The sequence below is a fragment of the Polaribacter sp. Z014 genome (assembly GCF_023555435.1).
Taxonomy (GTDB): domain Bacteria; phylum Bacteroidota; class Bacteroidia; order Flavobacteriales; family Flavobacteriaceae; genus Polaribacter.
The window spans coordinates 98,397-113,724 of sequence record NZ_JALCZP010000001.1; the positions used below are offsets into that span (position 1 = coordinate 98,397).

General features: G+C 32.4%; 12 protein-coding genes. 2 read left to right on the top strand and 10 right to left on the bottom strand.

Going from position 1 to position 15,328, the window contains the following annotated elements:
• Positions 1–84: 84 nt before the first annotated feature.
• From MPF19_RS00455 to MPF19_RS00475, 5 genes are all read right to left on the bottom strand, one after another.
• Positions 85–294, bottom strand: coding sequence for a YgaP family membrane protein (locus tag MPF19_RS00455; protein ID WP_249986352.1), 210 nt, complete (start codon positions 292–294; stop codon positions 85–87).
• Between the two features lie 20 nt (positions 295–314).
• Positions 315–620, bottom strand: a complete 306-nt coding sequence (locus tag MPF19_RS00460; protein WP_249986353.1) for a hypothetical protein — start codon at positions 618–620, stop codon at positions 315–317.
• Positions 621–720: 100 nt separating this feature from the next.
• Positions 721–3,915 (bottom strand): efflux RND transporter permease subunit, encoded by a 3,195-nt coding sequence (locus tag MPF19_RS00465; RefSeq protein WP_249986354.1) that lies wholly within the window; start codon positions 3,913–3,915, stop codon positions 721–723.
• Positions 3,916–4,131: 216 nt separating this feature from the next.
• Positions 4,132–5,211 carry an efflux RND transporter periplasmic adaptor subunit gene (locus tag MPF19_RS00470; protein WP_249986355.1) on the bottom strand — a complete coding sequence of 360 codons (1,080 nt, stop codon included), beginning with the start codon at positions 5,209–5,211 and terminating at the stop codon, positions 4,132–4,134.
• 110 nt (positions 5,212–5,321) lie between these two features.
• A complete protein-coding gene (locus tag MPF19_RS00475) occupies positions 5,322–6,632 on the bottom strand; it encodes a TolC family protein (protein ID WP_249986356.1) in 1,311 nt (436 codons plus the stop codon).
• A gap of 304 nt (positions 6,633–6,936) precedes the next feature.
• Here MPF19_RS00475 and MPF19_RS00480 point away from each other — a divergent pair, with 304 nt between their 5' ends.
• The gene (locus tag MPF19_RS00480; protein WP_249986357.1) at positions 6,937–8,334 is read left to right on the top strand and encodes a nicotinate phosphoribosyltransferase; all 1,398 of its coding nucleotides are present in this window, start codon (positions 6,937–6,939) and stop codon (positions 8,332–8,334) included.
• A gap of 65 nt (positions 8,335–8,399) precedes the next feature.
• Positions 8,400–9,005, top strand: coding sequence for a bifunctional nicotinamidase/pyrazinamidase (gene pncA, locus MPF19_RS00485; protein WP_249986358.1), 606 nt, complete (start codon positions 8,400–8,402; stop codon positions 9,003–9,005).
• A gap of 114 nt (positions 9,006–9,119) precedes the next feature.
• Here the strand turns inward: pncA and MPF19_RS00490 are convergent, their stop codons facing one another.
• From MPF19_RS00490 to MPF19_RS00510, 5 genes are all read right to left on the bottom strand, one after another.
• Entirely contained in the window at positions 9,120–9,587 is a 468-nt protein-coding gene (locus MPF19_RS00490; protein WP_249986359.1) for a hypothetical protein, read from the bottom strand.
• A gap of 5 nt (positions 9,588–9,592) precedes the next feature.
• Positions 9,593–9,730: a hypothetical protein gene (locus MPF19_RS00495; protein WP_249986360.1), complete on the bottom strand. Its 138-nt coding sequence runs from the start codon at positions 9,728–9,730 to the stop codon at positions 9,593–9,595.
• 150 nt (positions 9,731–9,880) lie between these two features.
• Positions 9,881–11,338, bottom strand: coding sequence for an NAD(P)/FAD-dependent oxidoreductase (locus tag MPF19_RS00500; RefSeq protein WP_249986361.1), 1,458 nt, complete (start codon positions 11,336–11,338; stop codon positions 9,881–9,883).
• Positions 11,339–11,407: 69 nt separating this feature from the next.
• Positions 11,408–13,018, bottom strand: coding sequence for a T9SS type A sorting domain-containing protein (locus tag MPF19_RS00505; RefSeq protein ID WP_203393308.1), 1,611 nt, complete (start codon positions 13,016–13,018; stop codon positions 11,408–11,410).
• 71 nt (positions 13,019–13,089) lie between these two features.
• Positions 13,090–15,273 carry an amino acid permease gene (locus MPF19_RS00510; protein WP_249986362.1) on the bottom strand — a complete coding sequence of 728 codons (2,184 nt, stop codon included), beginning with the start codon at positions 15,271–15,273 and terminating at the stop codon, positions 13,090–13,092.
• Positions 15,274–15,328: the final 55 nt, after the last annotated feature.

Consider the following 15,328-nt stretch of genomic DNA (forward strand, 5'->3'; position numbering starts at 1 on the left):
TCAGATGCTGAAACAAGTTCCGTATGACAAGATTAAAACCTTTTAAAACAGTCGGTTTGTTATATCAGTGTTATTAAAAGTAACCTAACAAGAAGAACAAGAACCACCTTCTTTTTTAACACCTAATTTCACTAAAATCGTTTCAAGTAAACACCATTTTGTAAATGCAGATTGTATTAAATTTAGTCCAATAAAAACTCCAAACCACAACCAATTTACGCTCACATAATAGGTTAGTACAACCATTAATAAAACCATTACTCCTACTATAACTCTAAAATACTTATTTAACATTTCTTACTTAATTTTTTAAATTATATAAATCTTTCTACTGGAAGAACAATTCCTCTAACAGGATTATTAGTTTCTGCATTGTTATTAAACGCTGCTATAAGATTGAAGAGTCCATCAATTTTTTCCTCTTTAGTAAAAGAAAAAAACATAATAGATTCATTACCGTTCTTTTCTGCAGAAAACCAGTTAGATGCTTTTAACAAAGAAGGCGCATTTTTATAACCATCAATATCAGAACTACTAAAGTTTTCAATATTTGCTTTCTTGAAGATTTTTAAAACCTCCTTTTGAAATTCTTCGACTGCTGTAACTATTACTAATTTCATGAGTTTTTTCTTTTTTGCTTCCCGAAGATATCTCGGATAATCGCAGATTTTTATGGAACTCTTCTGCGTAAATCCGCGAAATCTGCGGGAGAATTAATACCTACTTATAATTTTTCTTCTCTATCATATAATATACCAATGGCACAACTAATAACGTTAATACGGTAGAAACAATCGTTCCTCCCATTAATGATATTGCTAATCCTTGAAAAATAGGATCAAACAAAATTACAAACGCTCCAATTACAACGGTCCCTGCAGTTAATAAAATTGGCGTTGTTCTTACTGCTCCTGCCTCAATACAAGCTTGTTTTAAAGGAATACCTTCATCTGTTCTTAGGTTGATAAAATCAATCAGTAAAACCGAGTTCCGAACCATAATTCCTGCCAGCGCAATCATTCCAATAAAAGACGTTGCTGTAAAAAAGGCACCCATAATCCAGTGTCCTAAAATAATTCCTATTAATGATAACGGAATTGCAACCATCATTACAATTGGTGCTTTAAAGTTCTGAAACCATCCAACAATTAAAATATAAATTAAGATAATTGCTCCTAAAAATGCGATTCCTAAATCTCTAAAAACCTCTAAGGTTATTTGCCATTCTCCATCCCATTTCACAGTATAATCATCTTCAAAATCTGGCTGACCTAAATACATTTCGTTTAATTTAAAGCCTTCAGGAAGTTTTATTTCTTTCAACTTATCTTCCATTCCCAAAATAGCATACGCCGGACTTTCTAATTCTCCCGCCATATCAGCAGTTACATAAACTACACGTTTTTGATTTTTTCTATAAATGCTTTTTGCGGCTGTAGTTTCTTTAATTTCCACCAAATCTGCAATAGGCACCATATTTCCTTGTTTAGATTTTACTTTCAATTGAGAAATATCAGAAATAGTAGACTTTTCTTTTTCATCTAAAGTCAACAATAAACCAACTTGGTTCACGGCATTTTCATCATACAAATTAGTAACAGGTCTGTTAGACAACGCCATATTCATGGTATACGCAATTTGTTGTGGTGCAACTCCGTACAACATTGCTTTTTCTTTATTTATTTCAAATTGATATTCTTTTTGGTCTGCTTCCACCATCCAATCTACATCTACAACATCCGCAGTATTTTTTAAGATATTCTGAACATCATTGGCAATTCTCATTTGCTCATTATAATCTGGTCCATATACCTCAGCAACAATGGTAGATAAAACTGGAGGTCCTGGTGGAACTTCTACCAACTTTACATTTGCATTATATTTAGCAGCAATACGTTGCATTTCTGGTCTTAATAATTTTGCAATTCCATGACTCTGAATCGTTCTATGTTCTTTATCAATTAAATTCACTTGAATATCTGCCATATTAGACCCACCACGTAAATCGTAATGACGTACCAAACCATTAAAAGTAATTGGTGCAGAAGTACCTACATAATTCTGATAATTTACCACCTCTGGTCTTGTAGCTAAATATTGCGAAATTTCTTGTGCAACTACGCCTGTTCTTTCTAAAGTGGTACCTTCTGGCATATCAATCACCACTTGAAATTCGTTTTTATTATCAAAAGGCAACATCTTTACAGCAACAGATTTTGTGAAAAACAAGACCATAGTAGCCATTAAAACAACAAATGTTCCTCCCAAAAACAACCAACGTAACTTTCCGTTTTCTAATAAAGGTCTTTCAAACTTGCTATAAATTCTATAAATAAAAGTTTCTTCTAAAGGTTTTTCAACTTTCTCTACACCACCTTTTTTGTCTTTTTCTCTTAAGAAAATATATCCTAAATAAGGGGTAATTGTCAATGCTACAAATAATGATAAAATCATTGCAATTGATGCTCCAATTGGCATTGGCGCCATATAAGGCCCCATTAAACCAGACACAAAAGCCATGGGCAAAACAGAAGCAATTACCGTAAATGTTGCTAAGATTGTTGGGTTACCAACTTCATTAATTGCATACAAAGCCGCTTGTTTAAAAGGCAGTCGTTTCATCTTAAAATGTCGGTGCATATTTTCTGCAATAATTATGGAATCATCCACCACAATACCCGTTACAAATACCAATGCAAAAAGTGTAATTCTGTTTAGCGTATAATCCATCATATAATAACTCAACAACGTTAAAGCAAACGTAATTGGCACAGATAAAAACACCACTAAACCACCACGCCAGCCCATTGCCAACATAACCACTAAGGTTACTGCAAAGATAGAACCAATAAGGTGCCACAATAATTCTGATACTTTATGAGAAGCTGTTTCTCCGTAATTTCTGGTAATTTCTACATGTACATCATCCGGAATTAAAGTAGTTCGTAAATGGTCTACTTTTGTTAAAATAACTTCCGCAATTTTCATTGCATCTGCACCTTTTCTTTTGGCTACCGAAATGGTAACTGCAGGATATTCAGATTTGTAATCTCCAGATTTTTCACTCCCTTTTCCAAAACCTAAAGACACATAATTCTGTGGAATTTCTGGTCCATCAACAATATTGGCAATTTGTTTTAAATAAATAGGTCTGTTCTGTTGTACCCCAACCACCAAATTCTCTACATCTGTTACAGAAGCCAAAAACTTACCAGTATTTACTAAAAATTCGGTATCATTTTTATCAAAACTACCCGAAATTAATTGGGTATTATTGGCTTTTATCATTTCAGAAACCGATAAGAAATCCAATCCACTTGCAGCCAATTTATCTTTGTCTAAAACTACACGTAACTGACGATTTCTTCCACCAATTTTATGTGTAATAGAAACATCATTTACCTTCTTAATTTCCGATTCTAACTCTTGCGCCATTTGGCTTAATTGATAATCGCTGTAGTTTTCACTCCACAACGTTAAACCCAACATTGGTACATCATCAATAGCACGCGTTTTAACCAACGGAAACGTAACACCCGCAGGCATTTGATCCATGTGTTTGTTAATTTCGTTGTATAATTTTACAAAAGAACGCTCAATATCTTCGCCCACATAAAATTGCACAATTACCATTGCTTTTTCGTTCATAGAAGTAGAATGCACATACTCCACACCCTTAATATTAGAAATTAATTTCTCTAAAGGTTTTACAACTCTACTTTCTACTTCTGTAGGACTCGCACCCGGATACCCCACAAAAATATCTGCCATTGGCACATCAATTTGTGGCTCTTCTTCCCTCGGAATCAAAAACGAAGCATACACACCAACCACCATAAAAACGATCATTAGCAACACGGTCAATTTCGATCCAATAAAGACTTTTGCAATTTTTCCAGCTAAACCTTCTTTCATATTTCCTTATATTTTGGGCGTTTTAACAGGCTATCCGTTACAATCTTTTTTTGCCATATATGGCAGCAAAAAAAGGATTTCCACTTCTATCCTTAACGCGACAATTCTTATTCTTAACTAAATTTGTTATTTTATTTATACCTACAAAGTTTTTAAAACCATGAAGGAGTACTCGTTACTGTATACTGCAACTGCCTACTGATGACTGAATACTGCCTACTGAACACTAACTTTAGCTCCATTAAACAACTTCCCTTCCGCAGAAACGATGTAAGATTCATCTGCATTTAAACCAGATAAAACCTCAACACTATTTCCATACGTTCTACCTAAACGCAACCAACGCAACATTGCTGTATTACTTTCACTTACCGTATAAACTCCAGATAATTGACCGTTAGTTACAATTGCTTTATTAGGAATTAAAACCAATTCCGATTTTACTTTTCTTTCTACCGGAAACTGAACTGTAGCAAACATCCCTGATAAAATAGACACCTCTGTTTTGTCTAAATTTATTTTCACTAAATATTGTCCACCTGTATTTTTAGCAGAAGTACTTACTTCCGTAACTTTCCCTGTTAATGTTTTGTTCATAGATTTCACTAATACATTTACCGTTGTTCCTTTTTTAATTTGCGAAATTTCTGTCTCAGGAACCATGGCAATTACTTCAAACTCTTTAGGAGTTTCTATACTAATTAAAGGCATTCCTGGGTTTGCCATATCGCCACTTTCAATATTTTTACTTGTAACTACACCACTAAAAGGCGCTGTTATGTTAGAATACGCAAACTGTGCATTAATTTCATTTTTCATTTGATTTGCAGATTCTAAACCTGCTTTTGCCATTTCGTAATTTGCAGTCATGTCATCCATTTCTTTTTGAGTAACACTTTTACTCTCAAATAAATTTTTAAAACGATTGTAATTCTTTTCGGCGTTGTTAAAAGCAGTTTTTGCTTGTGTAATTCCTGCGTTTACTTGTCCTTTTTTAGCTTGTAAATCTGCATTATTAATAGATATTAATAACTGACCTTTTCTAACTTTATCACCAACATTTACATGAACCTTTTTTACGAAACCCATCATTCTAGTACTTAAATCTGCACTGTTCGTTGCCTCAATTTTCCCACTTACAGACAAAAACGGACTGTTACTGTTTACAGCAACTTTACTCACCGTTATTTTAATTGCAGGTGTATTGTCTACTGCTGCTTTTTTTTCTTCACTTCCACAACTTGTCATTAATAATGAGGCTGTAGTTAAAGTTAATAGGAATAAGTATTTTTTCATTTGTATTGTTTTTTTATTTGATACCTACAAGGTTTTTGAAACCTTGCAGGATAATTACATTTAAGTTGGTTACTAACTGAAAACTGCTACTGTTTACTGTTTACTGTAAACTAATTTTTCGTTAGAAAATTTAAATACGTTTGTGTAAAATTATATTGATAAATTGTTTGATAATATTCTAATTGTTTTTGTGCAAATTGCGTTTCTGCCATTAATAAATCAGATGTTTTTTCTAAACCTTCTTTAAACCTATTTTTTCTAATTCTTAAAGACTCTTCAGATTGTTGCACCGCTAAATCTGTTAATTCTAAACTGTTTTTTGCATCTACCAATTGACGTTTTACTTTGTTCAACTCTAAATTACTTTTAGACACATATTGATTGTATTCTAACTTCGATTTTTCTAATTCGGCTTTACTTTTTTGAGCTTTTCCAAAACGTTTAGAACCCTGAAAAATATCCCAACTTAGTTGGGCACCAATTAAATACCCATTTGCATCACCCTGAAAAATTTTATTGTCATACATTTCATAACTACCAAAGGCATTTAAACGCGGTAGAAAAGCCATTTTATCTGCTTTATTCATGGCTTCGTATGCTTTAGAAGCCAAGTGCATTGCTTTTATATCTGCTCTATTTTCAGAAATTGTTTTGTTATCAACATTAAAACTAGCAACAACCAAACTTTCTGTTGGTTTATATAAGATATCGCTTTCATCATTCATTAAAAATGATAGATAATTAGAGGCATTTTGCACATTACTTTTTGCCATCTGCAATTGGTTTTTAACTTCTGTAACACGTATTTCAACATTTAAAACATCTGCACGTTGCAAAAAACCTTGTTTAAAACTATTGTCTGCCATTTGTTTATTGGCATTTGCAGCCTCTAAAGCCTTTTCTAAAACTTCAACTGCTTTGTATGCCAACTGCAATTGCATGTATGCTTTATCTACTTCAAAGGCTAAATAATCTTGCGTTCTTTCCGTTTTTAAAGACATCGCTTCCATTTTAGTTTTGGCAGCTTTTCTTTTATAAAAACCATCTAAATTAATTAATGGTTGCTGAATTTCTATTTTCGTCGCAAAGTTTCTAGTAGTTGTAGGATCATTTAAAATAGCTGGATTAAAATCTGCAGCTGTCAATATTTCTTGATTCAATTTAGAACCAAAAGACATTAACGGATTTGTGGTTGAAATACCTGTATGACTTGCTGTAATGTTTGGTAAAAACACGGCATTTGTTTGTCTATAATCTGCTTTAGAAGCATTAAACTCTTCCTCTGAAATCTGAATCGTTGTATTTTTCTCTGCAACTTTAGCTAAGACTTCTGCTTTTGATATTGGTTTTATTTCTTGCGCTTCTACCAGAAAAGTAACTGTAAATAAGCAGAGTATGGTTATGTATATTGTGTTTTTCATGTATTCTTTAATTATCTGTGGCAAATGTACATTAGACTATTTCTCTAGTCAGTAACATAAGTTACCGAGCAAAGAATGATAGTTCGCTATAGTTACATACTTATTTCTACGAAACGCACAGATTCACTATTACAAATAGAATTATGAGTGGTTGTAAAATAAGGTTATTATAAAAGTTTTATCGCTAAAAAAGCAGTTATCTGAGATATGTCAATATTTATAATAAAGGAATGCGTTTTTTTTCTGAAGGCTTAGGAATAATATATCTTTTTTAAATACCTTCACATTTTAAAACTAAATCGGCATGAAAATTACAGCGGCTTATACAGACCTTTATCAACTTACTATGGCTCAAGTCTATTTTAAGACGAAACCAGATGGACGAGCCGTCTTTGATTATTATTATCGCCACAATCCTTTTAATGGTGGCTATTCTATTTTTGCAGGATTAGAAGATGTATTAAATGTTTTGGAAACTTTTAAATTCTCTACTTCTGATATTGAATATTTAAAACAGCATGGATTTGAAAATGATTTTTTAGAATACTTAAAAAATTTTAGTTTTAAAGGAACTATTTTTTCAAGTAAAGAAGGTGATGTTGTTTTTCCTAATCGCCCTATTTTACAGGTAGAAGCGAATATTATTGAAGCACAGATTATAGAAACTTTTTTACTAAACATTCTTAATTTTCAGACTTTAATAGCAACCAAAGCAAGCAGAATTAGATATAGTGCAAAAGAGGAAGTTCTATTAGATATGGGTTTACGTCGTGCACATGCCACTGGAGGCTATTATGCATCAAGAGCCGCTATAATTGGTGGTTTTGATAGTACAAGTAATGTCATTGCTGCCAAAGATTATAACATTCCGTCTACGGGTACAATGGCACACTCATTCATACAGAGTTATAAAGAAGAAATACAAGCATTTAGAGATTTCGCAAGCATACGACCAAAAGGCTGTGTACTTTTAATAGATACCTACAATAGTTTAAAAAGTGGATTACCAAAAGCGATTACGGTAGCCAAAGAAATGGAAGCTAGAGGAGAAAAATTACTTGGTGTTCGTTTAGATAGTGGGGATTTGGCATATCTATCTAAAAAGACGAGAGAAATTTTAGACGAAGCCGATTTAGATTACGTAAAAATTGTAGCCTCTAATCAATTGGATGAATATGTTATAAAAAGTCTTAAAGAGCAAGGAGCACCTATTGATATTTTTGGTGTTGGAACCAATTTAGTTACAGGAAATCCAGATGCTGCCATGGATGGTGTTTATAAATTATCAGAATACAATGGAGAACCAAGAATTAAGCTTTCTGAAAACATTATAAAAGTATCACTCCCTTACAAAAAACAGGTTTTTAGAATGTTAGATGATAAAGGCATGTTTTATGGTGCAGATGCTGTAGCCTTGTATAAAGAAGGAGAGGTAGCGAAAATAGAACATCCTTTTGATGCTACAAAAAGTTTAAATTTAGATGCTTTTAAACAAGAGCCATTGCTAGAGAAAGTTATGGAAAATGGAAAAAAAATAGTTCCTTCTAGATCTGTTTCTGAAATTGCTGAATATTCTCAATCGCGTTTAGCACAGCTTCCAAATGAATACAAACGTTTTCAAAATCCGCATATTTACAAAATAGGACTTAGTTTAAAATTAAAACAAGACCGTGATCAATTGATACAAGAACATAAATTCTAAATTGAATATTCATGAGACTATTGTGCCTATCATGATTATATATTAATTTCAAATAAAAACGATTTATGAAAACACTCCTTATAATCGATGTACAAAACGACTTTATTCCCGGTGGATCACTTCCTGTTCCTAATGGAGATAAAATAGTTTCAATTATCAATGAGATACAACCTAAATTTGATTTAGTGATTGCTACCCAAGATTGGCATCCTGAGGATCATATTAGTTTTGCTTCCAATCATATTGGGGCATCTCCTTTTGATGAAATTGAAATAAAAGGACAATCACAAACCTTATGGCCAAATCATTGTGTACAAGGATCTAAAGGAGCAAAATTGCATCCTAAACTAAACACATTAAAATGTGAAACCATTTTTAGAAAAGGAACAGATAAAGAGATTGATAGCTATAGTGCCTTTTATGATAATGGACACCTAAAATCTACAGGATTAGCTGGATATTTAAAAGAAAAAGGAACTACCCAACTTTTTATCTGTGGTTTAGCATCCGATATTTGTGTTTATTATTCCATTCGAGATGCTGTTAAAGAAGGTTTTAACTGCTTTTTTATTGAAGATGCTTCCGAAGCACTAGACAATGAAGGTTTTAAGAAAATTAAAGAAAAAATGGTTGATATGGGAGTTAAAATTATTTCTTCAAAATTAATATAAATTGTAGATTATAAAACAAAAAAAGAGAGCCTAAGCTCTCTTCTTTCAAGATGTTGAAACCAACCAACATCTTTAACCAACTAAAACTGATAACCACATCAATTTACTAAAATACTATTGTTTGTATGTTGTGTGACATTGCACGCAATAACCTAACGTATTAGATAAAGCAGTAAGCGATTTATCTTTATTTCTACTTTTAAAAACTTCACTCATTTTATCTGCACTTTCATGAAATTTTAATCCTAAATTCTCAAAATTTTTATCTCCAAAAGAAGCACACATCATACGCATTTCTGTTGTAGAACCAAGTTTTGTGTACGCCAATTTAGAGGCTTCATCATAATTTTCTTGTACTAATAATACTGTAATTTGTTGTATTGCCTCTAAGTGACTTCTCATATTAGAAAGTTGATGATTTTTTTGCATCGCATTTAATTTAAGCGATAACCGTCCGTCATCAATTTGCATCATTTTTTCAACAGTTGTATTTGTTGGAATTATCACTTCTTTTGTTTGCTCTTTTTTACAAGAAACAAGCACTAAAAAAGTTATTAAAATTATTAGTATTGTACTTTTCATTTTTATTATCCTTCACTTTGTCTTGTTCCTCCATGCCCTCCTGCTACAATAACCATAATTTTAACACTTAAAATTATAAATTTAAAAAATTGAAGAACTGGGTTCATCATTCTAAATTTCATTCTTGGTGATATTCTTTTCATGATCTTTTAATATTTTATATTTTTCACTAAATACGGTAACTACTTACTATTTTACTCTGCAATTAACTTTTTAAGATTTGATACCTATTCAGGAATCAACCTGTTTTAGTTTGATTCCTATTCAGGAATCAACCTGTTTTAGTTTGATTCCTATTCAGGAATCAACCACCAAAAAGGTTTCATTTTTGCTTTATAAATAAATGCATGATGTAACATTAATTTTAACCAATGTCCTGCCAAACCAATGGCTCCAAAAGTTTTTCCTAAATGTCTTCCGTGAGAATCTGGATATTTTTCAAAATCTGGCACTATAGGAAAAGTGGTAATACTTACGCCACTTCCTTTCCAAAAACCAAACCCTGCAGATGCAATACAAGCTGCTCCCATATTTCCCATAGAACCTCTATGGTTTAAGGATTCCTTGTTCATTTTTATAGAATCTATAATATTTTCTGAAACTAGTTTTGCTGTAATCCCAGATGGCATTCCTGTTCTTGGTGGTGCAGGAAATATTGCTGTACCGTTTTTACTAAATCTTGGTTTAGAAATAGTATGCGGAGGAGCAAATGCTATTCCGGGAGCAAAAATATTTTTATAACTTGGGTTTTGATACGTTTCTGGCCAATCTTGTACAGACCATTCTTCATAAGGTTTTTGCGTGTAATCTGCATCTACCAGCATAAAACCTTTAAATAATTTTTCGGTAATCTCTTTTTCGTTTTTATCAAAAGCTTTAAAACCATGACCAGAAAAAGCAGGAATTAGCATGGCAAAATCATAGGTCTCAGATTTCTGTTCTCCATCTAAATTTTCGTAATGCGCAATACCATCTTCTATTTTATTTACTCCAGCTTCTAAAATCCATTTAATGCCTCTATCATCAAAAATCATTTCTACCATTTCGCTAGATTTCATAATCATGTCTCCATAGCTCATTAACACGCCATCCATTCCAAAATCACCTAAACTATATTCATTAGAAATCCATGTTATTTCTGCCATATCACGCACTTTGTGATTGCGAAGTTCTTGTTCTACATTTAATATATACTCAAAAGCAGCTCCCTGACAAGTAGATTTTGCATGCCCCGTACCAATAAGAATTTTTGCTTTTTTACCCTTCTTCATTTCTTGAATTAAGGCTTTTAAACCTGCCCAAGCATGATCTGCATGAGAATAAGTACAAACAGAATAAGCTTTATTTTGCCCAGGTATTAAACCTTCTGTAGCTTCAAAATCTAGTTTTGGGCCTGTAGCATTTATCAAATAATCGTAGGTTACTTTTTCTTGCTGGCCTTTATTTTCTCCGACAACATATTCTGCTAAAATGTAAGGTTTTTCTTCTTTTTTATCTCCTTCAGGATGAAACGAAAGTGCTTTGGCTTGTTTATAACCAATTCCTTTCTTTTTATATAATGGTGCTAATGGAAATAAGATTTTTTCTGATTTCATTCTACCAATACCTACCCAAATATTAGATGGAACCCATTGATAATTGCTGTTTGGAGAAACAACAACTACCTCATGCTCTTTAGATAATTTTCTACGTAAATGAGCAGCAGCTACGTGACCAGAAATTCCTGCTCCCAAAATGACAATTTTAGACATGTGGTTATTTTTTAGTAAAGTTAGATTCAACCAGACAATTACACAGTAACTTTTGTTACATTAATAGCACTAATCCTTAATTATTTTTTTTTCAATAATATTTGTGTTATTCTTAAACTTTAAAATGTATTCGCCGGATGCCATTTCTGATAAATCTAAAGGGATGGTTTGTAATCCAATTGAATTCTCTATTTCTTGAGTTTTAACTTTTTTACCTAGAATATCATACACATCTAAACTGCTTTTTTCTAAATTCGGAATAAATACATCTAAAGAAAAAATAGCTGTTGACGGATTTGGATATACTTTAAGATTATAAATATTGTTTAAATTCAGTTTTACTTCACCTGTACTCAAAGTAGTTTTGTTTATAAATACTTTAAAAGCCAAGTTACTAGCACTACTTTGCGAACCATCGTTTATAAAAAAAATATTTTCTTGTGTGCTTTCTATTCCTCCAAAAATATAACCCGCTAGAGTATTTCCTTCTTGCAAATTATTAATTGCTATAATTTCTTCCGTTAAAAAAATAGAAGTATCGTTTGTTGGAATAAATTCTGCTCCAGAACCTAACAATGTCGGCATTTCTATACCCAAACTACTTTCTGTCATAGAACCATCGCTAAATCTAGAAACCTTGCTAATGGTTTTTACAAAAGGCACATTATCATCTTGAATTAAATTATTATTTGCATCTAATTTATACTGACTTAAACCTCCAAAAAATAAGGTATGCATGGTATTATTATCAGTATCATAAATTGGAATTTTAGCACTGTGATATTGACTTAAATATTGATTAAATGTATTATTTACCGTATAACCAGAAGCAGAAACATCTACCGTATTTAACCAAGGTAAATTTGCTGTAGGTTGAAAAACACCGCTAAACATGGTAAAACCTTCGCTTCCATCAGGAAAAATTTGTGGCGCCATATTATAGTCTCTTCTGTGTAAGTGATCGGTGTCGTTTTGTGCTGAATAATTTACGATGGAAAGATTTGTGCCATCATCATTTATTTTAAAAGTTCTAATTTCATCTGTATAACTCTGAATAAAACCTTGCGCATTATTTGGACCTTGAGGGTTGTATTTTCCTTTAAAATATTGTCCTCCACACAAATAAAAAACATCATTTAGCAAACCTAATTGTCCTCCAGTTACTGCCAAATTTGTGTTGGATATTTGTCTAAAGAAAGAAGTAATAGTTGTGTCATTAATAACAGCGTTCGCTAATCCATCTACATCTATTGCTGTTAATTTATCATAGGTAATATGATCATTATCTGTGGCACTAAAACCATAACCTCCAATAATATAAAGTGTATTTTCTTTCTGATAAAACTCTTGATTTGTAGCTTGTAACTGTTCAAATATAGACGCTTGTAAAACACTAAGTGTAGTGCTCCATGTTTTATTTGCAACCGGATCTATCACATAAACACTTTTGTTGTTATCGTTTTCTAGGAAAGTAGTGTTAGGTTGTCTTTGATGTAATCCATCAATTCTACCTCCAATAACTATCCATTTTCCATCACTCGTTTTTCCCCAAGAAAAGGAATGTACACTAGGTGCGTCTATGATTGTTAAAGGCTCTATTTGAACTGTAAATTGGTCTTGAGCAAATAAATTAAAAAACACCAATACAGAAAACGCTAATACTACATGTTTTTTCATCATAATTTGTTCTTGAAAAACAAATTTAAGTTGAATAAAGAAGAATAACGGTATCTAATGTTACACTGGTTTACCTATTTTACTTCCACAAAATCTAAATCTAGCACATTAAAATTATTAGCTGCTTTTACCAATAAAGTAGAACCAATAGTTTCGAACAAATCATTTGTTTTAAGTATAAATTGCGCTTGTTTTTCAATTTTATAATTCGGAATTCCTACTACAGTTAAGTCGGTAGATTTTGAATATTTTTTTATCAAATCGTAAAAAGGAATTTGGTCTACAACATTTTCAACAATCACAATTTCTACAAGTACTCTTAGATCTTCTACTAGTTTAGCTATTTTAGCTTGAATAATAGTTGGGTTCACATCGTTATTATCTACAAATAAAACACGAATAGAAGTTTGATCCCACTTAGGAGCAGCAATAATAAAACGAGCAATATTTAGCATCATTTCTGCATTTTTACTATCGGTTTCTCGCCACCATAAATCGATGGTTTGATATCTACCAAATTTCGATTTTCTGTCAAAATCTAAATACAATAAATTATAATCTAAGTAGAGTAAGGTCTCCGTCATTTCTTCATATTCTGAAGAACCCTCAAGTCCCTTTGGCCAACCCATCATAATTGTATTTGGTTCTATACCAGAAAACCCAAAAGTTGTGGCAATGTTGGTGATTCCTTTATACAGATTATCTACTTTTATTTGTCTTGCAAAAATTCCTAAATCATTATAGATGTCTTCTCTAACAACCTGTTCTGTCTTTTTTAAAGGAATTTTGTTCTTTTTATCTACTATCAACTTAAAATTGGTAACCACACCTATTTTACCAGAAATAGCTTTACTTAGTTCTAATAAATATCCTTGATGTTCACTGCTACCACTAAAAAGAATAATATTTGGGTTCCAACTAGCGTTAATATCATGTTTTGTATCAATCTTCATCAATCCTTTATTCACCACATTTTCCCAAACACTTTTCCAGATATCGGTAGAATTTATTTTCACTTCCTTGCGTTGTAACATAAAATACAAACCACTAATTACAGCCAAAGCCCCTATCATTGCAATCATATCTAATTTAAACATCACCCCAAAACAAGCTACAAAACCAACCAAACCAATCCATCTTTTAATTTTAAAAGTGGGTTGAAAGTCTGGATTTGCCCAACTTTCTAAAAAATAAGAGATATTAATAAAACCATAAGCAGTTAAATAAAACATCGATACTACACGTGCAATAACATCTAATTCACCAATTAAAATTCCGGCTTCTGCAATTAGAAACACCAATAATAACGCGTTTACAGGTTCATTACTTTCACCGCTGCCTTTGGCAAAAAAACGAGGGGTAACTTTATCTACAGACATGGCTTGTAAAATTCTTGGTCCGCCTAAAATTCCGCCTAAAGCGGATGACAATGTTGCTCCCCAAACCCCAGCAATTACGGCAGGAGCAAAAAAGGCTACTTTCATTAAAATATTATAATCCGTTTTTAAAACATCAGCATCTATGGTGTAGGCTATAAAAACGGCTAATACTAAATAGACTAGTAAACCAACTCCAATGGCAAATAAAGTACCTCTTGGAATAGAGCGTTTCGGGTCTTCTAAATCTCCGCTCATGGCTATACCTGCAGTAAAACCCGTTACGGCAGGGAAAAATATAGCAAATACCACTTCTAAAGGAACAGCCCCTTCGGAAGAAAACATTGGAACTGATTGTGGTGCAAAATCGGGTGATCCAAAAAATATGGAAACAAGCGATAACACAATTGCACCTAAAATAAAATATTGTGATTTTATAGCAGCAGAAGTACTAATTAATGCCAATGCCGTTAGCACTACAAGGGCAATAGTTCCTGTAACTCTGTAATCATTTATAGTCATTCCAAAGCCAAAATATCCATTAAAACTTTCTGCAAAACCTATTAAATACAGTGCGATAGAAAAAGCGGTTCCCACATACAAAGCAATACCAATAGAACCACCAATTGGCACTCCCATACTTCTAGAAAGGACATAGTAAATTCCGCCTGCACCAATTTTTTTATCAGTAGCAATAGAAGATACACTTAAACCGGTTGAGATAGAAATTACATGCGCAATTATTATAATTAGAATAGCGCCTAATAAACCTGCGTTTCCAACTACCCAACCCAAACGCATGTACATAATTACACCTAGAATGGTAAGTATTGATGGTGTAAAAACACCTGCAAATGTGCCGAATTTTTTTGTGTTTGACATTTCTTAAATCCTATTTATTAAAAAGAACTAATCTGAATACAATTTTTGAATGCTG

What these genes read in the sequence shown, in the direction of transcription:
- MPF19_RS00495 (WP_249986360.1), bottom strand. Translation starts at nt 9,730, where the DNA reads ATGAAAAGAATATCACCAAGAATGAAATTTAGAATGATGAACCCAGTT.
- MPF19_RS00460 (WP_249986353.1), bottom strand. Translation starts at nt 620, where the DNA reads ATGAAATTAGTAATAGTTACAGCAGTCGAAGAATTTCAAAAGGAGGTT.
- pncA (WP_249986358.1), top strand. Translation starts at nt 8,400, where the DNA reads ATGAAAACACTCCTTATAATCGATGTACAAAACGACTTTATTCCCGGT.
- MPF19_RS00505 (WP_203393308.1), bottom strand. Translation starts at nt 13,018, where the DNA reads ATGATGAAAAAACATGTAGTATTAGCGTTTTCTGTATTGGTGTTTTTT.
- MPF19_RS00470 (WP_249986355.1), bottom strand. Translation starts at nt 5,211, where the DNA reads ATGAAAAAATACTTATTCCTATTAACTTTAACTACAGCCTCATTATTA.
- MPF19_RS00475 (WP_249986356.1), bottom strand. Translation starts at nt 6,632, where the DNA reads ATGAAAAACACAATATACATAACCATACTCTGCTTATTTACAGTTACT.
- MPF19_RS00500 (WP_249986361.1), bottom strand. Translation starts at nt 11,338, where the DNA reads ATGTCTAAAATTGTCATTTTGGGAGCAGGAATTTCTGGTCACGTAGCT.
- MPF19_RS00510 (WP_249986362.1), bottom strand. Translation starts at nt 15,273, where the DNA reads ATGTCAAACACAAAAAAATTCGGCACATTTGCAGGTGTTTTTACACCA.
- MPF19_RS00465 (WP_249986354.1), bottom strand. Translation starts at nt 3,915, where the DNA reads ATGAAAGAAGGTTTAGCTGGAAAAATTGCAAAAGTCTTTATTGGATCG.
- MPF19_RS00490 (WP_249986359.1), bottom strand. Translation starts at nt 9,587, where the DNA reads ATGAAAAGTACAATACTAATAATTTTAATAACTTTTTTAGTGCTTGTT.
- MPF19_RS00455 (WP_249986352.1), bottom strand. Translation starts at nt 294, where the DNA reads ATGTTAAATAAGTATTTTAGAGTTATAGTAGGAGTAATGGTTTTATTA.
- MPF19_RS00480 (WP_249986357.1), top strand. Translation starts at nt 6,937, where the DNA reads ATGAAAATTACAGCGGCTTATACAGACCTTTATCAACTTACTATGGCT.